Consider the following 22,686-nt stretch of genomic DNA (forward strand, 5'->3'; position numbering starts at 1 on the left):
GCGCGCCATGACACATCGTCTCGCGCTAAGCCTGCTCGGTCTCACCTCGTTTGGACTTGCAGGCTGCGCCGCCTTCTCGCCCGACAGCGGCATGAAGGCCGTCTCGGAACTGACGAGCCAGACCATCAACAAGGATGTCGCCTTTGTGCGAACAACCGAAGGAGCCGGCGCGGTCGACGCGCGCGTTCGCCAGCTGCTGTCGCGAACACTCAGCATCGAGACCGCCGTGCAGATCGCACTGCTCAACAACAAGGGGCTTCAGGCCGCTTATAACGAGCTGGCGCTGGCCGAGACCGATCTCGTCGAGCAGAGCCTGCCGCCCAATCCCGTGTTCTCGGTCTCCCGGATCTCGGGCAACGGCGCCAGCGAAATCGAGCGTCAAATTGTCGGCGACATCCTCGCGCTCGCCACCCTGCCGTTCCGCTCGGAAATCGCCCGCGACCGTTTCCGCCAGGCGCAATTGCGCGCAAGCCTGGCGACGTTGCGGCTTGCCGCCGATGTCCGCCGCGCTTATTGGCGCGCCGTTGGCGGCAACGAGATGGTGGCGTTGCTGACGGATGCGAAGGCGACGGCGGAATCAACCGCGCAGCTCGCGGTCAAGCTCGGCGAAACTGGCTCGATCAACAAGCTCGATCAGGCCCGAGAACAGGTGTTTTACGCCGAAACCACCGCCGACCTCGCCACCGCGCGACAGACGGCGACGAGCGCGCGCGAAAAGCTGGCGCGCCTGATGGGGCTGTGGGACGGCGGGCTCGACTTCCGGCTGCCCAATCAACTGCCGCCGCTGCCGCGCCGGCCGCAGGCTTTGCCGTCGATCGAAGCCGACGCGGTCGCCCATCGCATCGACCTGCAGATCGCGCGGCTCGAGCTGAGCGCGCTCGCAAAGTCGCTGAACCTCACGGAGGCGACGCGCTTCGTGACACTGCTCGATCTCGCCGGCATCTCCCGCCGCACCCGAGATCCGGAAGGCGCGCCGTTCCGCGAGCGCGGCTTCGACGTGCAGTTTCAGATCCCGATCTTCGACGGCGGAGAAGTGCGGGTGCGGCAGGCGGCGGAGACCTACAATTTCGCCTTCAACCGGCTGACCGAACGCGCCGTGAATGTACGCTCCGAGGCGCGCGATGCTTATCGGGTCTATCGCTCCGGCTACGACATCGCCAGCCACTATCAGCGCGAGATCATCCCCTTGCGAAAAATCATCACCGAGGAGATGCAGCTCCGCTTCTCCAGCATGCAGGTCGATATCTTCGCGCTGCTCACCGAGGCGCGGCAGCGGCTCGCGTCGCTGCGCGGTGCAATCGATGCCAGGCAAAGATTTTTCCTTGCCCAATCCGACTTGCAGACCGCCGTCAATGGCGGCGGCGCGCCTGCTGACGGCGACAATTCAACCACTCTCGCCGCGGCAGCGCCTGCCGATGGCGGTCACTGACATGGAGGCCAACATGTTTTCCCGCCGAGGATTTTTGGGTAGCGCCGCGCTCGCCGGCGCATCCGTCGTCAGCGGCCGCGCCCAGGCCGCCTCGATTCCGGAAGCCCCGCACATGGACAAGGTCGTAATGCAGCCGCCGCTGCACCCCGTCAGCGGGCCGGACTATCGACCCGTCGTCACGCTGAACGGCTGGTCGCTGCCGTTCCGGATGAACGGCGACTGGAAGGAATTCCATCTCGTTGCCGAGCCCGTGGTGCGCGAATTCGCCGAGGGCATGAAGGTGAATTTGTGGGGCTATAACGGCCAGTCACCGGGCCCGACGATCGAGGCCGTCGAGGGCGACAAGGTCCGCATCTTCGTGACCAACAGGCTGCCCGAATACACCACCGTGCACTGGCACGGCATGATCATTCCCAGCGGCATGGACGGTGTCGGCGGACTTACCCAGCCGCACATCCAGCCGGGAAAAACCTTCGTCTACGAGTTCGAGATGAGGAAGAGCGGGACCTTCATGTACCATCCGCATTCGGACGAGATGGTGCAGATGGCGATGGGCATGATGGGCATGGTCGTCGTGCATCCGCGCGACCCGAGCTTTCGGGCCGTGGACCGCGACTTCGTCTTCGTCATGAGCACCTATCGCGTCGATCCCGGCACTTATCTGCCGAAGGTCAACGAGATGACCGACTTCAACATGTGGACCTGGAATGCGCGGGTGTTTCCCGGCATCGATCCGCTGCCGGTCAGGCTCGGCGACAAGGTGCGCGTGCGCATCGGCAATCTCAGCATGACCAACCATCCGATCCATTTGCACGGCCACAGCTTTGCGGTGACCTGCACCGACGGCGGCTGGATTCCGGAGAGCGCGCAATATCCGGAGACGACGACGGACGTACCGGTCGGCGCTGTCAGGGTGTTCGACGTGCTCGCCGACAACCCCGGCGACTGGGCGTTCCACTGCCACAAGTCGCATCACACCATGAATGCGATGGGACACGACATGCGCAATATGATCGGGGTGTCGCGCAAGGATCTCGCCAAGGCGGTCGGCAAGCTCGCGCCTGACGGCATGGCGATGGGCTCGACCGGCATGGCGATGGGCAACATGGAGATGCCCGCGCCCGACAACACGCTGCCGATGATGACCGGCACCGGTCAGTTCGGCCCGATCGAGATGGGCGGCATGTTCACGGTGATGAAGATCCGCGAAGGCCTCGCGCGGGACGATTATCGCGATCCCGGCCCCTACCAATTCCCGCAGGGCACCGTCGCCTACGAGGTCACGCCGCCGGCCCCGGAGCCCGTGCGGCAACAACCAGGCGGACCGCCGATGAAGAACATGAAGATGTGAGCGTTTCGATGAACCACCACCAACTGGAGCTACCAATGAAGACGACGATCAAGCTCGGTCTCGCGCTGGCCGCGCTTTCCACCGCGCCGGCCTTGGCCCACGACCAGCACGGGCACGGCACCTTTTCGGCCGGCGAGCCCGGCGATCCCAAAAAGCCCGCGCGCACCATCGAGATCCTGCTGAACGAGATGGACTATGCCCCCGCCAGGATCGAGGTCAAACGCGGCGAGCAGATTCGCTTCGTGCTGCGCAATGTCGGTAAGGAGGACCATGAATTCCTGCTCGCCACCACAAAGGAGAATCTCGCGCATGCGGTGGAGATGAAGAAGCACCCGCACATGGAGCATGACGATCCCAACGGGGTCAGGCTCGCGCCGAGCAAGACAGCCGAGATCCTCTGGAAGTTCAGCAAGGCCGGCACGTTCGAATTTTCCTGCCTGATTCCCGACCACCGCGACTACGGCATGGTCGGCCACGTCACCGTGAAGTAACGCAAGGGAGGCTCCCATGAACCGCATCATCCGTATCGCCGCCGCGCTGGCGCTGGCCGTCGGCCTTGCCACAGGTGCCCTGGCAGCCCAGGGCGCCGCGATCAGCGGCGAGGTCAAGAAGATCGACGAGGGCGCCGGCAAGATCACGCTCAAGCACGGGCCCGCGAAGAACCTCGGCATGGATGAACCCATGACCATGATCTACCGCGTCAAGGACCCGGCCGTGCTCAAGCAGGTGAAGGTCGGCGACAAGGTGACTTTCGAAGCCGAAGAGGCGACTTCGGGCTATACGGTGACCCGGATGGAGAAGGCGAAGTAGGGCCACTTCCTCCGTCCGCCGATATCGGCCCCAGACGCTTCCACAAATCATGGCCGGGCTCGTCCCGGCCATCCACGCCTTCGGCGGGACAAGCCGGGCATGACGAGTGCTTGCCTGCCAGATGGCCGAAATACCCCGGTCAGCCCCCATGCCGCACCCTTTATTAACCCTTTGCTAACCATACACCCGGCAAGAATTGCCCAGTGGAGTCGAGTGTCGTCAGCCGCGTAGAACGGGAGCTCCCGTGGACGCCAGTGCGGTGCCTCACTTTCGGAACGGCGGCCCCTCGGCCGCCGCGCAGACATTTGGGGCGCGCGGACGGCAGTCGCGCGGAGGGGCAGCTACCATGGTCGACGTCACCGCAGGACAGGGCGTAGGCAGCACGAACGCCGGTTTCCCGACCCTTGCCGAAGTCGGCAACATCCTCAAGCGCGGCGATATCGCGCTCGCGCTCGGCGTTCTCACCATCCTGGTGGTGCTGATCCTTCCGCTGCCTGCGATAGTGCTGGACCTGTTCCTGGCGATTTCGATCACACTCTCGATCCTGATCCTGATGACGTCGCTGTTCATCCAGGCGCCGCTGGAATTCTCCGCTTTTCCGACCGTTCTGCTGATCTCGACCATGCTGCGGCTGTCGCTCAACATGGCCTCGACCCGCCTGATCCTGTCGCACGGGCACGAGGGCACGGATGCCGCCGGTCATGTCATCGAAGCCTTCGGCAGCTTCGTGATGGGCGGCAATTTCGTCATCGGTATCATCGTCTTCGCCATCCTGATCATCGTCAACTTCGTCGTCATCACCAAGGGTTCGGGCCGTATCGCCGAAGTCGCGGCACGCTTCCACCTCGACGCCATGCCCGGCAAGCAGATGGCGATCGACGCCGACCTCTCCGCCGGCCTGATCGACGAGACGGTCGCCAAGCAGCGGCGGAAGGATCTGGAGGACGAGAGCGGCTTCTTCGGCGCCATGGACGGTGCCTCCAAATTCGTCCGCGGCGATGCCATCGCCGGCCTCCTGATCGTCTTCATCAACGTCGTCGGCGGCATGATCATCGGCGTGGCGCAGCAGGGTCTGTCCTTTGCCGATGCCGGCCGCAGCTACACGCTGCTGACCGTCGGTGACGGCCTCGTCACCCAGGTGCCGGCGCTGATCGTTTCGACCGCGGCCGGCCTGCTCGTCTCCAAGGCCGGCGTGTCCGGCGCCGCCGACAAGGCGTTGATGAAGCAGTTCTCCGGATATCCGCAGGCGCTCGCAATGTCCGCGGCGGTCATGCTGGTGCTGGCGGCCCTGCCGGGCATCCCGACCCTTCCCTTCCTGGCGCTCGGCTCCGGCGCCGGTGCGCTCGCCTGGCACGCCCGCAACCGCAACCGGGCGACTGCCAGGGCTGAGGAAGTCGCGAAGACCGCACCTGCGCCGGGAACGCCGGGCGCAGCCGGCTCCGCTGCGGCGGAGGAGCCGATCTCCGCGGCGTTGAAGATCGACGATCTCAAGATCGAGCTCGGCTATGCCCTGCTGCCGCTGGTCAATGGCCCCGACGGCACCGACCGCCTCACCGAGCAGATCAAGGCGCTTCGCCGCTCGCTCGCGATCGAGATGGGTTTTGTGATGCCCGCCGTGCGCATCCTCGACAACGTCCAGCTCGAAGCCAACACCTACATCATCAAGATCAAGGAGGTCGACGCCGGCACCGGCAAGATCTGGCCGAACCAGTTCATGGTCATGGACCCCGGCGGCAGCCAGGTGCAGGTGCCCGGCATCCACACCACCGAGCCGACCTTCGGCCTGCCCGCAACCTGGGTCGATGCCAGCCTCAAGGAGGAGGCCTCGCTCAAGGGCTATACCGTCGTCGACGCCGCGACCGTGCTCTCGACCCACCTCACCGAGCTGCTCAAGGCCAACATGTCGGACCTGCTCTCCTATGGCGAGGTGCAGAAGCTGCTCAAGGAGCTGCCGAAGGAGCAGGGCGAGCTGGTCAAGGACATCGTGCCCGGACAGGTCACCGTCTCCGGCATCCAGCGCGTGCTGCAGCTGCTGCTCGCCGAGCGCATCTCGATCCGCGACCTCTCGACCATCCTCGAAGGCATCGCCGACTCGCTCGCCTTCTCGCGCAATCCGGCCACCATGGTCGAGCACGTCCGCGCCCGCCTGGCGCGGCAGATCTGTGCGCAGAACACCTCTTACAGCGGCTACCTGCCGCTGATCGCGCTGTCGGCCCGTTGGGAACAAGCCTTCGCCGAATCCATTATCGGCCAAGGCGAGGAGCGCAGCCTCGCGATGCAGCCCTCGAAGCTGTCGGAGTTCATGACCGGCGTGCGCGACGCCTTCGAGCGCGCGGCGCGTGAAGGCGAGGCCCCGGTGCTGGTCACCTCTGCGGCAATTCGTCCCTTCGTGCGTTCCCTGGTCGAGCGGTTCCGGGCCCAGACGACCGTGCTGTCGCAGGCTGAAATCCACCCCAGGGCGAGGTTGAAAACGGTCGGAAGCATCTGATTTGCCTTAAGAAGCCGTGTGTTTTTTGGCCACAGGCAAATGGTTTTTCAGGTTTATGCGCCTTGCCGATCGACGGCGGGCAAGGCGCTTGGCAGACACATTACACCTTTGAAATAATTGCTAAATTGCACGATCAAGGGTCGTTTCTGATCGCGGCTTCTCACGTCCTGTCACGCCCTTGTGATCGCCTCTTGGGAACGAATCCCCCCAATACTAGGTTGTTGGGCACCGGAAGCATGAACCTGCCCAAGCACGCAGGCGACTACTTCGGGTAGATGGCGGCAGGAGCCTTCCATGAACCACTCGATTTACAGCGCAGATCGCTCAACCCACCTCAAGATCGTGGTTGTCGCGCTCGTTGCCGGCATCACGGTGGCGGGTCTCGGGATCACCGCGCGTACGAGTTCAGATGAAGGCCTGACCCAGACCGCTCGCGTCATGAAGGCGGGCAAGCCGATCGCTATCACCAGCTCGAACGTTTCCCTCGTTCGCTAAGGAGATTTGAGTTTCAGGAATTCACGCGGCTCTTTATCAGCCCCCCAAAGTCGCCACGTGGATATGTAGACGACCCCAACCCCAAGTCGACTACAGAAAGCGCCCGCCCCCCACGGGCGCTTTCTCATGTCTGGGGTATGTCGTCACCGTGAGCGCACGCGCGTCCAGCTCCGTCATTGCGAGGAGCTCTTGCGACGAAGCAATCCAGAATCCCTCCGCAGAGACATTCTGGATTGCTTCGTTACGCTCGCAATGACGATGGAAAACGTACCGCCGTCATCCCGCAACGGCACGGATACTACCGCGCCCCATACGTCGGCGGCGGCGCCTGCACGGTTGGGACTGCCGCAGCGAATAGCTCGTCCTTGCTGCCCGACAACGGCGGATAGATGCGCTTGCGGTTGATCGTCTGCTTGGTTGCCTTCGCGGCCGCGCCGGTGGCGCGGACTTCGCGGTCCCACCCTTCCGTGTAGAGCGCGCCCCAGCCGCCGAGATCGAGCACGGTCACGTACCAGTCGATCCGCAGCGGCAGCATCGGCAGGCCCGCGAGATCGGCGACCACATTGTGGCCGGCGAAGCGGCCCATGGGACGCGCGAACTGGCAGGACATCACGGTTGGATGCAAGCCGTCGACCACGCTCGAGGCGACGTCGCCGGCCGCGAACACGCCGCCGACATCCGCGACCCGCATCATGGGATCGACCAGAAGCCGCCCAAGGCGATCGCGTGCGTCCGGGAAGCTCGCCGCCAAGGGGCTCGCGCGCATCCCGGCACACCAGATCACCGTCCGTGTCGGAATGAACTCGCCCGAGCTCAGGCGCAGGCCGGCGGCCTCGACGGAGACGACGCGGACGCCAAGCCGTGTCTCGACGTCGAGCGCGGCCAACGCCGTATCAATGACGGGACGTGCATGTGCGCCGATCGTGGCGCCCACCACCGGATTGGGATCGACCAGGATGATGCGGCGGCTGCCGGTAATGCCGGCGCGCGCCAGCCTGTCGGGCATCTCGGCCGCGACCTCGATACCGGTGAAGCCGGCGCCGACCACGACGATCGTCGAGCGCCCCGGCGAAGGCGCGCTGCGTCCGAGCGAATTGAGATGATCCTCGAGGCGGAGCGCTGCTGCATAAGTGTCGACATCGAAAGCATGCTCGGCAAGGCCGGGAATGTCCGGACGCATCACTTCGCTGCCGAGCGCCAGCACCAGCCGGTCATAAGCCAGCGTCTCGTCGCCGCCATCCGTCACCAGCGAAATCTCGCGCCGTACCGGATCGATGGCTTCGACCTCGCCGATCCCGTGACTGACGCCGATCGGATCGAGCAGCTGCGGCAGCGGAAGCGCGACCTCGCTGAGGTCGGCCTCGTAATTGCGGACGCGGATGTTGTGATAGGGATTGCGATCGATGACACGAATCTCGATGTCACCGCCGGCCGCGCCGATCTCCTCGCGCTTGCGTGCGGCACCGATGGCCGCCCACAGACCTGCAAACCCGGCGCCGAGCACGACGATACGCGCCATGTCCGTTGACTGCATTTTCCAAGAGAGCGACGACGAAGCGACGAACGATCAGGCGGTCTGACCGCGCAGACAGATATAACTCATCCAGCCCGGCGGACCAACTGCGGTGGCACCGGCGCGCCGCACAAATTCTCGGCGCGGCTCAGGCCTCGCGCAGTTCCGACGGCGTCGCGGCAAAGCGCTTGCGGAAGGCGCGGTTGAAATAGGACAGATCGGAGAAGCCTGACGAATGCGCGATGTCGCTGATCTTGCGGGTCCTGGCGCGGGGATCACTGAGCAGCTTGCGCGCCTGCAGCAGGCGCTGTTCCAGCACGAACTCGGTGAAGGTCGTTCCTGCCTGCTCGAACAGACGCTGTGCCTGGCGCGGGCTCAAGCCGGAGCGCGTGGCAATCTCGGACAGGCAGAGATCGTTGCGGCCAAGCGCAGCCATCACGTCGGCGCGCATGAGATCGAGACGGGCCGCCGCATGACCTCGCCCGCGCGCGAGACTTGCATGTTCGGCGTCGGTGCCGAGCAGGAGGCCGACGAGATCGACCATGTGCTGCGCGGTGAGGCGCTGGCCGACGGCGTCGAGATGCGGCGCATGATGGGCGGCAAGGGAGTGGTAGCGCAAGATCGTCTCGGCGAGCGCGCCGTCCGAGAGCAGTTGCGACAGCTTGTCCTCGGCGCGCGGATTGATCTCGAGCAGCGCGCGGCGCGGCATGCGGATGGTGGTGAAGCGATCTTCCTCGGTGTGGCCGACGGTGCCGGTGATGCCCATGTCGACGAGCACCATTTGCGCGGGCGCAAGCTCCACGGCATGGCCGTTCTGCCCGACGCGGACGAGGCCCGCATGCGCGGCGATCAGGACGAGATCGTGGCTGCCGTCGGCAAGATGGCTCTGGGTGCGTGAATATTGCGCGGAGGCGCCTTCGGGAATGGCGAGCGCGATATTGTCGACCACGCTGACCTGGAGCCGGCAATCGATGCTATCGCCTCGGCTCGGCCCGATATCGAGGCCGCAGGCCCCGAAAGTCCGCTCGCGCCAATGCTCGAAGGCCGGGCCGTGTGGCAGCCCCGCATATTGGTGAATGAAGATGCCCGACGTTTTCGCTGCATCCATCTGATTTCTCGCCCCTCTCCGGCACCATGATTGGGGGGCGCCGACTGCAAATTCCGGGCATTTGACGCCGCGAAGCGCGGAGAGGTTCAAATCGAGGGCGGATTCGGCGGAATTTGTCGGAAGACGACGGCGGGACGGACCGTGGCGACAGAACCGATCAGGCATTGCCACCACGATGTTGAAGCGTCCAATGCCCCCGGTGTCGTCCTCGACAAGCGAGCAGAGCGAGCGCCGATCCAGGACCCATTACCTCGGGGATTGAGTGGTTGCTCACCCGTGTTGCCAGCGCTCACTCTTGCAACAAGCTCTTGGGGCAATGGGTCCTGGCTTTCGCCAGGACGACAATGGAAACCTACTTCTTCGCGGGCGCCTGCGGCTGTGACGATGGCACGGTTTCGATCAGCTTGCCGGAAAACACCGGCGCCGAGGTCGGCTGGCCGTTGGGCGAACCGCCCGCCTGCTCGAGCGTGACGGCGTAGGTCGCGCCGTTGACAACGTCGGCATCGTACGAGCCGAGCACCGGTCGTGCGGTGAAATCGCCGGCGCCGATCACGCCGAGCGAACGCGGACGCGGCAGCTTGTCGGAGATCAGCCAGAGCTCGAAACTCTTGCCGGGCTCCGGTGTCGCGCCCACTTTACGCACCGTAAAGTTCTTGGTCGCGCCGTCGATGGTGAGGATGAAGGCGGGACCTCCGCCCTGGCCCTGCAACAGGGCGACATATTGCGACGACGCCGGGAGCGGCGCCGGTGTCTTCACCTCGACGGTCTGGATGCGCGGTACCGGTCGCAAGCCGCCCGGCAGCGCGTCGGGCAGGAAGATCTGAAGCGACAGCGTCACGAGCAGCGCGGCCGCGAGCGCGCCGACGGCGGATGCGATGGTGCGCCAGCGCTTCACGCGGCCCTCGAGCCGGATCACGTTGCTGTTGTCGGCAACCGGCGGCGGTGGCGCACGCGCGACCTCCGGGTCCGGCGCGTGGACCTGCGGCATGAATAGCGGCACGACGTCGGGAATCGCATCGGTCTCAAGTCGCGCCGGGGCAGGCTGCTCCGCTTCGGGAGGCGGCGGCGGTTGCTGCATATTCTCCGACGGCACCTGCGGAGGCACGGTGTCGGGCGAGGAATATTCCGGCACAGGTGGCGGCGGCGCTGCGTCCGGCAGTGCTGGCGGATCCTGCGCAAAGCCTGTCCGCGCGAGCTCGGACCTGATGTTCTCCCACACGATCGGCCGCGGCTCGATCGAGCCGACCATCTGGTTGAGGACGCCGAGCCGGAATGCCCACGCCTGCACGACATCGGCGAACGCCTTGTCCACCGCCATCATGGTCTCGACCTGCGCGCGCTCGCCGGCGTCGAGCGTGCCGAGCGCATATTCCGCGGCGAGCGCGATATGGTCCTCCGTATAGGCCATCACTTGCGGTCCAGACCCACCCTCACCGTATGAGCTCCCGTAGCCCGAATCTCATAGCCCGAGACATTCGCGAATATCCATCATGCTGCGCCGAAGCCACGTCTTCACCGTGTTGACGGGCGCCGCGAATTTCTCCGCCAATTGCTCGCGGCTCCAGCCGTTGTAATAGGCGAGAAGCACGAGCCTCTGACGGTCCGGCTCGAGCCGGCCGATACATTCCAGCAGCCGCTTCAATTCCTCGGTCATCTCCCTCCGCGCCAGCGGATCGGGGCTGTCGCTTGCGACTTCCATCGCCTGGGGCTCTTCCTCGATGGAGACTTCCGTCTTCTTGCGCACGATGTCGATGGCGCGGTTGCGCGCGATCGACGCCATCCATGTGATCGGCGACGCGAGAGCGGGATTGAACTGGCCGGCGCTGTTCCAGATCTTGACGTAGGTCTCCTGAATGACCTCCTCTGCGAGATCCTGTCGGCGCAAGATACGGAGCACGACGCCATAGAGTTTCGCGCGCGTGGCGACGTAGAGGCGCTCGAACGCGGCCTGATCGCCCTGCGCCATCGCCCCAATCAGCCCGACCAGCTCTGCTGGCGTCAGCATTCAGCCCCCCAATGCGCGGCCCGTCGCATTCCGCGCAGGCGCTGGCATTCCGCCACCATAGCGCGCGACAAAGCCGACCACCAAGGGGGCGCGGCGCCACACTGTGGACAGGGCATGCGAAAACCCGGACCTTGGGGTCCGGGTTCTGCAAATTCTCGCAGGTCTGGCGGCTAGCGTCTCAGGCGACGGCGCCCATGCGGGCACGCATCAGGCCGATGCTGTCGAGATCGGCCTGCTCGCGGGCGTTTTCCTCGGCGCGTTCGCGGGCCTGATCGCGCTCGTCAAGGAGCTCGACCTTCTTCAGCTCCTCGAAGGCTTCGGCCAGCGCAGCCTTGGCTTCGTCGAGCTGGCCCTTCAGCTCGTCGGCCGAGCGGGTCAGGTTCTCGCGACGCTGGATGGCAGCCTTGGCGTAGGTCGGATAGGCGAAGTGCGAGGGATCGTTGATCCCGGCGCGCTCCTGCTCGGTCGAGATCTCGCGTTCAAGATCGGTCGACATCCGCTGGAAGTCGGCGATCATGGTCTCGATCTGGGTGACCCGGCGGCGCTTCTCGTCGACCTGAAATTTCTTCAGGCGGATGAGTGTATCACGTGACTTCATCGACTCGTACTCCCCAGAAGTCCCTTGGCTGCACGTGGGACAACACCGGTCTCCCCACAGGCCCGACGGGGGCCAAGACCGGCTCTACTACTCTGTGGGATGGGATGATGACGGGACAAAGTTAGCGTTCCGTTTCCAAATCACCAAGGATTTGCGCCAACTGGCGGTAGCCGTCCGCCAGCGATGCATTTTCATCCTTGCGCTGGCGCAGGAAGGCCTCCAGCGGCTCGTGCAGGCGGATCGCCTCGTCGACCTCGGGGCTGGAGCCGGCGCGGTAGGCGCCCAGACGGATCAATTCTTCCATGTCGGCATAGGTCGCCATCACCGCCCGCGCCTTCTGGATGGTCGGCCAGAACTGCGGGTCGGCCGATTTCGGCATGGTGCGGGAGATGGATTTGAGGATGTTGATGGCGGGGTAGCGGCCGCGCTCGGCGATCGAGCGCTGCATCACGATGTGTCCGTCGAGGATGCCGCGGACGGCATCCGCAATCGGCTCGTTATGGTCATCGCCATCGACCAGCACCGTGAAGATCGCGGTGATGGCGCCCTCCCCGAGGCCCGGACCGGCGCGCTCCAGAAGCTTCGGCAGCTCGGTGAACACGGTCGGCGTGTAGCCCTTGGCGGTCGGCGGCTCGCCAGCGGACAGGCCGATCTCGCGCTGGGCCATGGCAAAGCGCGTCACCGAATCCATCAGGCAGAGGACGTCCTGCTCCTCGTCGCGAAAATACTCGGCGACCGCAAGCGTCAGATAGGCGGCCTGGCGGCGCATCAGCGCCGGCTCGTCGGAGGTCGCGACCACGACCACGGAACGGGCCAGGCCCTCCTCGCCAAGGTCGTCCTGCAAGAATTCCTGCACCTCGCGGCCGCGTTCGCCGATCAGCCCGATGACGCTGACGGCGGCATCGACGTTGCGCGCAAGCATCGACAGCAGCACCGACTTGCCGACGCCGGAGCCTGCGAAGATGCCCATGCGCTGGCCGCGGCAACAGGTCAGAAAGGTGTTCATCGCGCGCACGCCGAGATCGAGCGGCGCGCCGACGCGCTTGCGCGAGTGCGCCGGCGGCGGCGAATTGCGGTACGGCATCGGCGCCGGGCCCTGCGGCAGCGGCCCCTTGCCGTCGATCGGCTCCCCCAGCGCATTGACGACGCGGCCGAGCCAGGCCGCGCAAGGCCGCACCTGATTTGCGGCATTGGCGATGACGGCCTTGCAGCCGCGCCGTACGCCGTCCAGACCGGCGAACGGCATCACGACGGCGTTGTTGCCGGAGAAGCCGATCACCTCGCAGGGGATGGAACGGTTGCCGCCGGTCTCGATCACGAGCCGCGCGCCGACCGACATCGCATGGATCGGACCGGCGACCTCGACCATCAGGCCGCGCACGCCGACCACACGGCCATAAATATTGATGCCGTCAATGTCGCCGATCTGTTCGGCAAGAGCCTTCACAAGAGGGCCTTCATGAGGGTGATCGCCTTCATAATCCGGGGTTTCGTGGCGAGAACCTTAAGTTTCGCCATATTTCTGAACGGCGCTTAACTTCGTGTTTACCCGCATCGTTAATCATTGCGTCACTGTCTTTGTGACTGAGCGTGGCTCCCCTTCAGAAGAAGGCTGAGTCGCGAGAGTCGGTTAGGCCCGTCTCTTAAAGTGGAACTTGAACGCAACCGGATAACGAAAGCTGCTTCGCACACAAGACCTTAGGGCGATTCGACGAAAATTGCATCTACAGGGCTTGCGTTCCAGAATCAGAATTTGTTAACCATCTGTTGTCAGGATCCGAATCAGTTGTTCAAAGGCGTTTTGTTGTGTGCCGCGAATGCGGCCGACCTGACGCCCAGGAGCGGCGACTATGGGGAACTGGCATGCGCGTTTTGCTGATTGAAGATGACAGCGCCGTCGCGCAGTCGATCGAGCTGATGTTGAAGTCTGAGAGCTTCAACGTCTACACGACCGATTTGGGGGAAGAAGGCGTCGATCTCGGTAAATTATACGATTACGACATTATCCTTCTCGACCTCAACCTGCCCGACATGTCCGGCTACGACGTGCTCAAGCAGCTTCGGGTCTCCAAGATCAAGACACCCATTCTGATCCTCTCCGGCCTCGCCGGCATCGAGGACAAGGTCAAGGGTCTCGGCGTCGGCGCCGACGACTACATGACCAAGCCCTTCCACAAGGACGAGCTGGTTGCCCGCATCCACGCGATCGTGCGCCGCTCCAAGGGCCATGCCCAGTCGGTGATCCAGACCGGCGACCTCGTCGTCAACCTCGACACCAAGACCGTGGAAGTCGGCGGTCAGCGCGTGCATCTGACCGGCAAGGAATACCAGATGCTGGAGCTGCTCTCGCTCCGCAAGGGCACGACCCTCACCAAGGAAATGTTCCTCAACCACCTCTATGGCGGCATGGACGAGCCCGAGCTGAAGATCATCGACGTCTTCATCTGCAAGCTCCGCAAGAAGCTCGCCAATGCCTCCGAAGGCCGCAACTTCATCGAGACCGTGTGGGGCCGCGGCTACGTGCTGCGCGAGCCGCACGAGGTCGAAGAGCGCATCCCCGCCTGATCCTGGGTTTTACCCGCGAGCCCTTCGGGGCTTGCTCCTCCCAGCCTGGACCCCGCCGCAAATGGCGGGGTTTTGTTTTTGGGGACGCGAACGGGGCCTCATCGTCCTTGCGCCGTTGAACCGCTATCCTTCCCCCGCCGACGAATGGTCGCTGCACGATGGGGGAACGATGATCCTGCAATCACTGGCCGGCCTGCCCGCCTTCCTGGTCTATTTCTGCACCGGGCTGATCGCGATCGTGGCGTACCTGTTCGTCTACACCCGCATCACGACGCATAACGAATTCCAGCTGATCCGCGACAACGATCCGGCTGCGGCGATCGCACTCGGCCTCAGCCTGCTCGGCTTCGTGGCGCCGCTTGTCAGCGCGATCGCGCATTCGGCCAATGTGCTGGACTGCCTGATCTGGGCGATGATCGCGCTGATCGTCCAGATCGTCGTGTTCTTCCTGGTGAGAGTGCCGGTGCCGAACCTGTCGGCGCGGATTGCCGCCGGCGAACTTGCAGCTGCCATCTGGCTCGGGCTGTCCTCGCTCGCCGCAGGCCTGCTCAACGCCGCCTGCATGATCTACTGACATGACCGACAAGCGCTCCAAAAGGAGTTCGGCAAGCGCCGGCCGGCGGCCGGACCGCCGCCTGCACAACAGCCGGTGAAGCGCTCCGGCCATGTCGCGCTGCTGGTGATGGGCACGATCGCGGTCGGCACCACCGCCTACACACTGATGCCGCGGCAGAATTGCGAGCCCTCCCCTGCCGGCATGGACCCGGCGGTGCAAGCGAGCACCTCGTGCAGCAGCAGCCGCAGCTCCTCCAGCGGCGGCGGCAGTTCGTCGCGATCGAGTTTCTTCAGCAGCGACTCCTCGAGCCATTCCTCGTCCGGAACGTCGTCCGATTCAGGCTCCGGCGGCGTGAGCCGCGGCGGCTTCGGCTCGTTTGGCCATGGCTTCTCCGGCGCGGCTGACCCATGCAACGCATCGTCTGCCCCGAGCGCGACGACTGGCGGCAGACCGCCGAACAATGCGGCTTCGCCTTCCACACCATCGACGGTGAGCGCTATTGGGACGAGCGCGCCTATTACGCCTTCACGCTCGACGAGATCGAGCGTGGCATCGAGGCGCCGACCGGCGAGATCGACGCGATGTGCCTGGAGCTCGCCGGCCGCGTGATCGGCGACGAGCGCCATCTGCAGCGCTTGAAGATACCGGAGGCGTTCTGGAGCCTGATCGCCGAGAGCTGGGCACGAGACGACCGCAGCCTCTATGGCCGGCTCGATCTGAAATTCGACGGCAAGGGACCGGCAAAGCTGCTCGAATACAACGCGGATACGCCGACCTCGATTTTCGAAGCCGCGGTCTTTCAATGGACCTGGCTCGAACAGGCGATCGAACGGCGCATCATCCCGTCGCGGGCCGACCAGTTCAACTCCATCCACGAACGATTGATCGAAGCCTGGAAGCAGATTGCCGCTAGCCGCCACGTCCATCTCACCGGCACCACGGGCAATGAGGAGGACGCCGGCACGCTCGCTTATCTCGAAGATACCGCGCGCCACGCGGGACTGACGACCACGCTGCTCGACATCGAGGCGATCGGCTGGCGCAATGATACCGGCGGCTTCGTCGATCTCGGCGACCGCGACATCACGCTCGCCTTCAAGCTCTATCCTTGGGAATGGATGTTCCACGACGCCTTTAGCGCAAAGCTCAAGGATGCACAGACACGCTGGATCGAACCGCCGTGGAAGGCGGTGCTCTCCAACAAGGGCATCCTGCCGCTGCTCTGGGAGATGTTTCCGAACCATCCCAATCTGCTACCGGCGTTCTTCGAGGACGATCCGCGGGCAGCCGAGCTCGGCAGCTCCTATGTGCGCAAGCCGCTGCTGTCGCGCGAAGGGGCCAATGTCACGCTGGTGTCTGGTGGAATGCCGCTCGACGAGCAGGCAGGCCCCTACGGCGCCGAAGGATTCGTGCGGCAGGCGCTCGCGCCGCTGCCGAATTTTTCCGGCTTCTATCCCGTGATCGGAAGCTGGCTGGTGGATCACGAACCCTGCGGCCTGTCGATCCGCGAGGACGAAAGCCCGATCACCGGCAACGGCTCGCGGTTTCTGCCGCATGCGATCTTGTGAGGTGCGCTCTTCATTCCTTCTCCCGTTGTGGGAGAAGGTGGCGCGAAGCGCCGGATGAGGGGTTCTATCCGCGAGTTCAAGTGTCGGTGGGCTCGCGGATAGAACCCTCACCCGTCTCGCCGCTACGCGGCGAGCCACCCTCTTCCGCAAGGGGAGAGGGGAAGAACGCATCTCACCGCGCCGCTGCTACCTTCATTGACGGCGGCATCAATCCACCCATCGGGCGCCCGGAGCGCGTCGGATTGAGCTGATAGAGGCCACGACGATCGGCGATCGGGCGGAACGCGTCGGTAATTCCGACGACGGATTCGGCGGCGCCCAACAGCAGCGTGCCGTCGGCTTCCAAAACCTTCGCCATGCGCTCGAAGATCACGGCCTTGGTGTCCTGGTCGAAATAGATCAGCACATTGCGGCAGAAGATCACGTCGAACGTGCCGAGATGGGAGAAGTCCTGCAACAGATTGAGCTGGCGGAACTGCACCATCGCGCGAATGTCGGCATTGAGCTGCCAGACTTCGCCCGCTTGCGTGAAGTATTTCATCAGGTGCTGGATCGGCAGGCCGCGCTGCACCTCGAACTGGCTGTAGACGCCGGCCTTGGATTTCTCCAGCACCTCCTGCGACAGATCGGTGGCGACGATCTCGATGCGCCAGCCGGCGAAGGCTACGCCCATCTCCTTCACGCAGATCGCAATCGAATACGGTTCCTGTCCCGTCGACGACGCCGCCGACCAGATGCGCAGCGACTTGCGCGCTGCGCGCGCCCGAAGCAGTCCCGGCAGGATCGTTTCGCGCAAGTGATCGAACGGGATCTTGTCGCGGTAGAAGAAAGTCTCGTTGGTGGTCATCGCTTCGACCACATCGCTCGCAAGCCGTCCGTCGCCATTCCTGATCTTCAGCACGAGATCGGGAATCCCGGCGAGGCTCGCCTTGCGGGCCAGCGGCAGCAGCCGGCTCTCGACCAGATACTGCTTGTCCGGGGAGAGATCGAGGCCGGAGCGCTCTTTCAGGAATTTGCGCAGATAGTCGTAGTCAACCGGCGTCACGAGCGGTCTCCCGCGAACAGGCGATTGACCCGGGCGCCGATCTGGTTGAGCGGCAGGATCGCCGCACAGATGCCGGCATTGGCCGCTGCGCCCGGCATGCCCCAGACCACGCTGGAAGCTTCGTCCTGCGCGATCACGCTGCCGCCGGCGGCGACGATGTCCTTGCCGCCGCGCATGCCGTCCGAGCCCATGCCCGTCAGGATCACGGAGAGGATGGCGCCATGCCAGATGTCGATGGCGGAAGTGAACAGCGGATCGACCGCGGGCTTGCAGAAATTGACGGCGGGACCGTCGTCGAGCGCGATCGCCACGTCGGCGCCGCTACGCACGACGCGCATGTGCTTGCCGCCCGGCGCAAGATAGATGCGGCCCGGCTTCACCGGCTCGCCATCCACCGCCTCGGCCGCCGGCTTGCGGCTCGTGCGTGCCAGATGCTCCGCGAGAATGGTGGTGAAGGTGGGCGGCATGTGCTGGGTGATCAGCACCGGGACACGGTCGATCACGGGACCGAGCTCGGCGACGAGCGCCATCAGCGCCTGAGGACCGCCGGTCGATGAGCCGATCAGCAGCACCTTCGGGGCCTGGGTCGAAAACGGACGCGTGGACAGCACCGAGGACGACGACGGCGCATGGACGGCCGGAGCGGCCGCGGACGCGGCAGGCCGCGCGACAACCGGCCCACGTGTCGCCGGAGCCGGGCTTGCGGTTGCGGGCGCGAGCGGCGGGCTCGCAACCGCGGCCTTGCGGCGCAGCCGTGCGCCGAGGTGGCGGATTTTCTGGATCAGGTCGTGATGGAAGATGTCCGCAGCCGAAGCCTCGCGCGTCGATTCAGGCTTCGGAATGTAGTCGGCGGCGCCGAGCGACAACGCCTTGAAGCTGATCTCCGCGTTGCGGCGGGTCAGCGTCGAGGCCATGATGATGACGAGATCGCGCTTCTTCGCCAGGAGTTGCGGCAGCGCCGAGATGCCGTCGAGCTCGGGCATTTCGATATCGAGCACGGCAACATCGGGATTGATGCGTTCGATCTGGTTGACCGCCTCGAGCCCGGTGCGCAGCGAGGCCGCGACCTCCATGTCGTGCTCGGCGCCGATCCAGCGCGAGATCAGACCGCGGATGACGACGGAGTCATCGACGACCATCACCCGCAACGGTCCGGCTTCCCGCGACGAGCCCGGGGTCGAATTACCTGCGAACGCAACACTCATTACTCACCAACTCAGACTGAAACGGTCAGTTGAAAACAAACGCCGAAGGAGCCGTTCAGCCTCCAGGGCGGTCGCTCAGATAAGGCCGACTTCCTGGAATTTCGCCGTCACGATGTCCTTGTCGAAGGGCTTCATGATGTACTCGTTGGCGCCAGCGTGCAGCGCGCGCGCGATATGCGCGACGTCGTTCTCGGTGGTGCAGAACACCACCTTGGGCTGGTCGCCGCCGGGCATGCGCCGGAGATGGCCGAGGAACTCATAGCCGTCCATCACCGGCATGTTCCAGTCCAGCAGCACCGCATCGGGCAAGCCGCGCTTGCAGGCCTCCAGCGCCTTCTCACCGTCCTCGGCTTCGAGGATCTGGAAGTCGAGGCCCTCCAGGATCCGGCGCGCAACCTTGCGGATGACGCTGGAATCATCAACGACGAGACAAGTTCGCATGTGAACCTCTGCTTCCCCCCTTTTGCGGGGGCACTTCCAATTGCAGGTACGTCGGCGGATGTGCCGGCGTATCAGGCCGCCATCATATCGGGCGCGAGCTCGAGGACGCGATCGACGTCGAGGACGACCATGAGCTGGCCGTCGAGACGGTGGACACCGCCGGCGAGCTTGGCCATGCGGGGGTCGAGATTGACGGGGTTTTCTTCCATGCCGTCCTCGGCGAGCCGCAGCACTTCGCCGATCTGGTCGATCAGGAGGCCGTAGGATTCACCGCGCAGATCGACGCCGACCGCCATCGGGATCTTGCCGTCCTCGGGCTTGGGCAGGCCGAGCCGGGCGCGCATGTCGACCACGGTGACGATGCGGCCGCGCAGGTTCAGCACGCCCGCGATCTCGCGCGAGGACAGCGGCACGCGGGTGACGCGCTCGGGCATGAACACGTCCTGGACGCGGGAGATCGGCAGGCCGAACAGCTGGCCGCCGATCATCGCGGTGACGTATTCGACCATGGCGCCTTCGCCGGACTGGGTCTTCTTGGTCATGTGCGTATCTCCTGATCCATCCCGCTGGGGTTTAGGCGGCTGCGCGGCTCAGCTCGGAGGCGCCGGCGGCGCTCGCGGTCTGTTCCTTCAGCGCCGCGATCAGACCGGGACGGTCGAACTTGGCGACATAGTCGTGGAAGCCGGCCTGGCGGCCGCGCTCGATCGCCGCCGGCGACACCAGCGCGGAGAGGCCGATGATCGGCATCGCGCCCAGATTGCTGTCGGAGCGAATGGTCTCGGCAAACTCGAACCCGTTCATGTCGGGCATCTCGATGTCGGTCAGGACCACGTCGAAGCTCTGCGCGCGCAGCGCCGCCAGGCCCTCCTGCGCGGTCGGCGCGGTGCGGACGCGGTAGCCGGCGGCCTTGAGCACCGGGGCCAGCATGTTGCGGAAGAACGCCGAATCGTCGACCAGCAGCACCGATTGCGAGTGCAGCGACGGCTTCATCTCCTTGCGGGTGAACCAGTCGGAGAACGCCATCGGCAGGAAGTGGCCGACGTCGATCACTTCGGTGGCCTGGCCCTTGATCACGGCCGAGCCGAGAATGCCGGAGGAGGATCCGCCGACCTCGATGTTGAGCCGTTCCTCGACGATGTCGATGATCTCGTCGACGACGAGGCCCATGGAGCGGCCGTCGTCGGAGAACACCAGGATCGGCTGGGCGCCCTGGCTCGCGATGGTGACGCTCTCCATGGCAACGAGCGGCATCAGCTGCTCGCGGTACTGCACCATGTAGCGGCCGTTCGAGAACTCGATCTTGTCGGCCGGGAGCTCTTCCAGGCGCGTGACGAGCCCGAGCGGGACCGCCTTGGGCTGGGCCGAGCCGGCGCGGAACACCAGCAGTGAGGTGGTCTGCTCGCCCGATCCGATGCTGTGCGTCCCGTTCTCGTTGTTCATGTCATGGGCCGAGGAGCCGGCGGCGCCGAGCGCCTTGGCAATGCCGTTGGGGTCGATGATCATGATGACCGCGCCGTCGCCCAGGATGGTATTGCCCGAGAACATGTCGATGTGGCGCAGCTTCGTCGACATCGGCTTGACCACGATTTCTTCGGTGTGGAACACGCCGTCGACGACGATGCCGAAGGTCTGGCTGCCGACCTGCGTCACCACGATGAAGCCGTTCTCGGGATCGGAGACGGCGCCGTCGTCGATCTTGAGCAGCTTCTTGAGATGGATCAGCGGCAGCAGCTTGTTGCGCAGCCTGAGAACCGCGGTGTCCTTGATGCGCTCGATGCGGTGCTCCGAGTTGGCGCGGGCCCGCACCAGCTCGACCACGGAGAGCTGCGGGATCGCAAAGCGGTCGCCGGCGGCTTCCACGATCAGCGCGGAGACGATGGCGAGCGTCAGCGGGATCTTGATGGTGACGGAGGAGCCTTCACCGGCGACCGACTTGATGTCGATGGTGCCGCCGATCTGGTCGATATTGGTGCGCACCACGTCCATGCCGACGCCGCGCCCCGACACCGAGGTGATGGCGGCCGCGGTCGAGAAGCCCGGCGCGAAGATGAACTTGTGGATCTGGGCTTCGCTCATCTTCTCGAGCTCGGCCTCGGTGACCAGACCTGAGGAGATCGCCTTGGCCTTGATCCTGTCGGTGTTCAGGCCACGGCCGTTGTCGGCGATGCAGATGATGATGTGGCCGCCCTCGTGATAGGCGGACAGGCGAATGGTGCCCTGCTCGCCCTTGCCGCCGGCGAGACGCTCGGCCGGGGTCTCCAGGCCATGGTCGGCGGAGTTGCGCACCATGTGGGTGAGCGGGTCCTTGATCAGGTCGAGCACCTGGCGGTCGAGCTCGGTGTCGGCGCCGTGCATCTCCAGCTCGATCTGCTTGCCGAGTTCGCTCGAGAGGTCGCGAACGATGCGGGGCAGCTTCTGCCAGGCATTGCCGATCGGCTGCATGCGCGTCTTCATGACGCCTTCCTGCAGCTCGGCGGTGACGTTGGACAGCCGCTGCAACGGCACCTTGAACTCGGTGTCCTCGTTGCGGCGGGAGATCTCCAACAGCTGGTTGCGGGTCAGCACCAGCTCCGAGACCATGGTCATCAGATGCTCAAGCGTATCCACGTTGACGCGGATCGACTGGTTGGCGATGCTGGCTCCCTCGGCGGCGCCCTCGTCGGCGATCGACTTCTTCGGCGCGGCCTTGTCCTTCGCCTTGGTCTCCTTCGCGGCTTCCTTGGCAACAGGCACCGGGGCTTCAGCGGCAGGCGGAGGCTCCGCCTTGACTTCGGCCTTGGCAACCGGGACCGGCACTTCGATCGCGGTCTCGCGGAAGGCACGCTCGAGCTCGTCGAGCGAGACTTCGCCCGGACGCAGCGGACGCTCCAGGCTCTGGTCGGCCAGCACGCCGGAGGTCGGCGCGGCTTCAACGGCGACAGGCGCGTCCGGCACCAGCGGCGGCGCTTCGGCAACGGCAGCAGCAGCGCCGGCCGGCATCGGCTGCGCCGAGCCTGACGCGATCGGCTGCGCCGACGCTGACATAGCCGCCATGCCCTGCTCGACCATCGCTTCCAGCTTGTCGATGAGATCGCGGTCGGTGCCCTCGGGCTCGGCTTCGGTCGCCTCCAGCCCGGCCAGAATTTCCTTGATGCGGTCGATCGAGGACAGGATCACCGTCACCGCCTGCCCCGTCACCGGCATGCCGTCACGGAATTTGCCCATCAGCGTCTCGCCGGCATGCGCCAGCGCTTCCAGTCGCGGCAATCCGAGGAAGCCGCACGTGCCCTTGATGGTGTGGACCAGCCGGAAAATGTTATCCAGGATCTTGGCGTTGTTCGGCTCCTGCTCGAACTTCACCAGCTGATTGTCCACGGTGTCCAGGCTCTCGCTGGTTTCCGTCAAAAACTCCCGCAACAGATCATCCATGAAAACAGGCCTTCATACAGGGAGGGCGCGCACACAAGACGTGATGCGCCAATTCGGAATGGGGCCAGCTTCACCGCAAAGCGTTTAATAATGGTTGAGTA

At 64.9% G+C, this 22,686-nt stretch carries 20 protein-coding genes and 1 pseudogene; 10 read left to right on the top strand and 11 right to left on the bottom strand.

What is annotated here, in order from left to right; all coding sequences use genetic code 11:
• Positions 1-7 precede the first annotated feature (7 nt).
• From AB3L03_RS10855 to AB3L03_RS10880, 6 genes are all read left to right on the top strand, one after another.
• Complete coding sequence (locus AB3L03_RS10855; RefSeq protein ID WP_247489678.1) at positions 8-1,429, top strand: TolC family protein; 1,422 nt, start codon at positions 8-10, stop codon at positions 1,427-1,429.
• Positions 1,430-1,442: 13 nt separating this feature from the next.
• On the top strand, positions 1,443-2,780 hold the full coding sequence (locus AB3L03_RS10860; RefSeq protein ID WP_085357890.1) for a copper oxidase: 1,338 nt from the start codon (positions 1,443-1,445) through the stop codon (positions 2,778-2,780).
• A 35-nt stretch (positions 2,781-2,815) separates the two neighbouring features.
• Positions 2,816-3,271, top strand: coding sequence for a plastocyanin/azurin family copper-binding protein (locus AB3L03_RS10865; protein ID WP_085383679.1), 456 nt, complete (start codon positions 2,816-2,818; stop codon positions 3,269-3,271).
• A 16-nt stretch (positions 3,272-3,287) separates the two neighbouring features.
• Complete coding sequence (locus AB3L03_RS10870; RefSeq protein WP_085357864.1) at positions 3,288-3,590, top strand: copper-binding protein; 303 nt, start codon at positions 3,288-3,290, stop codon at positions 3,588-3,590.
• A 346-nt stretch (positions 3,591-3,936) separates the two neighbouring features.
• Positions 3,937-6,078, top strand: coding sequence for a flagellar biosynthesis protein FlhA (gene flhA / locus AB3L03_RS10875; RefSeq protein ID WP_085383680.1), 2,142 nt, complete (start codon positions 3,937-3,939; stop codon positions 6,076-6,078).
• Between the two features lie 294 nt (positions 6,079-6,372).
• A complete protein-coding gene (locus AB3L03_RS10880; protein ID WP_018455714.1) occupies positions 6,373-6,573 on the top strand; it encodes a hypothetical protein in 201 nt (66 codons plus the stop codon).
• Between the two features lie 298 nt (positions 6,574-6,871).
• Here the strand turns inward: AB3L03_RS10880 and AB3L03_RS10885 are convergent, their stop codons facing one another.
• From AB3L03_RS10885 to fliI, 6 genes are all read right to left on the bottom strand, one after another.
• Positions 6,872-8,092, bottom strand: coding sequence for an NAD(P)/FAD-dependent oxidoreductase (locus AB3L03_RS10885; RefSeq protein WP_204513703.1), 1,221 nt, complete (start codon positions 8,090-8,092; stop codon positions 6,872-6,874).
• 142 nt (positions 8,093-8,234) lie between these two features.
• A complete protein-coding gene (locus AB3L03_RS10890) occupies positions 8,235-9,194 on the bottom strand; it encodes an AraC family transcriptional regulator (protein ID WP_204513702.1) in 960 nt (319 codons plus the stop codon).
• Between the two features lie 352 nt (positions 9,195-9,546).
• Positions 9,547-10,602 carry an anti-sigma factor gene (locus tag AB3L03_RS10895; RefSeq protein WP_247372424.1) on the bottom strand — a complete coding sequence of 352 codons (1,056 nt, stop codon included), beginning with the start codon at positions 10,600-10,602 and terminating at the stop codon, positions 9,547-9,549.
• 51 nt (positions 10,603-10,653) lie between these two features.
• A complete protein-coding gene (locus AB3L03_RS10900; protein WP_018455718.1) occupies positions 10,654-11,199 on the bottom strand; it encodes a sigma-70 family RNA polymerase sigma factor in 546 nt (181 codons plus the stop codon).
• 178 nt (positions 11,200-11,377) lie between these two features.
• Entirely contained in the window at positions 11,378-11,797 is a 420-nt protein-coding gene (fliJ, locus tag AB3L03_RS10905) for a flagellar export protein FliJ (RefSeq protein WP_007606301.1), read from the bottom strand.
• Between the two features lie 121 nt (positions 11,798-11,918).
• Positions 11,919-13,244 carry a flagellar protein export ATPase FliI gene (fliI, locus tag AB3L03_RS10910; protein WP_018455719.1) on the bottom strand — a complete coding sequence of 442 codons (1,326 nt, stop codon included), beginning with the start codon at positions 13,242-13,244 and terminating at the stop codon, positions 11,919-11,921.
• A gap of 416 nt (positions 13,245-13,660) precedes the next feature.
• On the opposite strand from fliI, the gene ctrA reads away from it, so the two are divergent.
• The 4 genes and pseudogenes from ctrA (at position 13,661) to AB3L03_RS10930 (ending at position 16,486) form a co-directional block, all read left to right on the top strand.
• On the top strand, positions 13,661-14,362 hold the full coding sequence (ctrA, locus tag AB3L03_RS10915) for a response regulator transcription factor CtrA (RefSeq protein ID WP_007600544.1): 702 nt from the start codon (positions 13,661-13,663) through the stop codon (positions 14,360-14,362).
• 169 nt (positions 14,363-14,531) lie between these two features.
• Complete coding sequence (locus AB3L03_RS10920) at positions 14,532-14,936, top strand: DUF350 domain-containing protein (RefSeq protein ID WP_018455720.1); 405 nt, start codon at positions 14,532-14,534, stop codon at positions 14,934-14,936.
• An 18-nt stretch (positions 14,937-14,954) separates the two neighbouring features.
• Positions 14,955-15,314: pseudogene (locus tag AB3L03_RS10925) on the top strand (hypothetical protein); the annotation flags it as partial.
• Positions 15,315-15,325: 11 nt separating this feature from the next.
• Positions 15,326-16,486, top strand: a complete 1,161-nt coding sequence (locus tag AB3L03_RS10930; protein ID WP_247372421.1) for a glutathionylspermidine synthase family protein — start codon at positions 15,326-15,328, stop codon at positions 16,484-16,486.
• A gap of 172 nt (positions 16,487-16,658) precedes the next feature.
• Here the strand turns inward: AB3L03_RS10930 and AB3L03_RS10935 are convergent, their stop codons facing one another.
• The 5 genes from AB3L03_RS10935 to AB3L03_RS10955 form a co-directional block, all read right to left on the bottom strand.
• Positions 16,659-17,531, bottom strand: coding sequence for a protein-glutamate O-methyltransferase CheR (locus AB3L03_RS10935; protein WP_368508555.1), 873 nt, complete (start codon positions 17,529-17,531; stop codon positions 16,659-16,661).
• Complete coding sequence (locus tag AB3L03_RS10940; protein ID WP_247372417.1) at positions 17,528-18,736, bottom strand: chemotaxis response regulator protein-glutamate methylesterase; 1,209 nt, start codon at positions 18,734-18,736, stop codon at positions 17,528-17,530. The genes AB3L03_RS10935 and AB3L03_RS10940 overlap by 4 nt, the downstream gene beginning before the upstream one ends.
• Positions 18,737-18,811: 75 nt before the next feature.
• Positions 18,812-19,177 (bottom strand): PleD family two-component system response regulator, encoded by a 366-nt coding sequence (locus AB3L03_RS10945; protein WP_007600538.1) that lies wholly within the window; start codon positions 19,175-19,177, stop codon positions 18,812-18,814.
• A gap of 71 nt (positions 19,178-19,248) precedes the next feature.
• Complete coding sequence (locus AB3L03_RS10950; RefSeq protein ID WP_085409211.1) at positions 19,249-19,719, bottom strand: chemotaxis protein CheW; 471 nt, start codon at positions 19,717-19,719, stop codon at positions 19,249-19,251.
• 31 nt (positions 19,720-19,750) lie between these two features.
• The gene (locus AB3L03_RS10955) at positions 19,751-22,585 is read right to left on the bottom strand and encodes a chemotaxis protein CheW (protein WP_368508556.1); all 2,835 of its coding nucleotides are present in this window, start codon (positions 22,583-22,585) and stop codon (positions 19,751-19,753) included.
• Positions 22,586-22,686 lie beyond the last annotated feature (101 nt).

Origin of the sequence: Bradyrhizobium lupini (genome assembly GCF_040939785.1) — a bacterium.
Lineage (GTDB): Bacteria > Pseudomonadota > Alphaproteobacteria > Rhizobiales > Xanthobacteraceae > Bradyrhizobium > Bradyrhizobium canariense_D.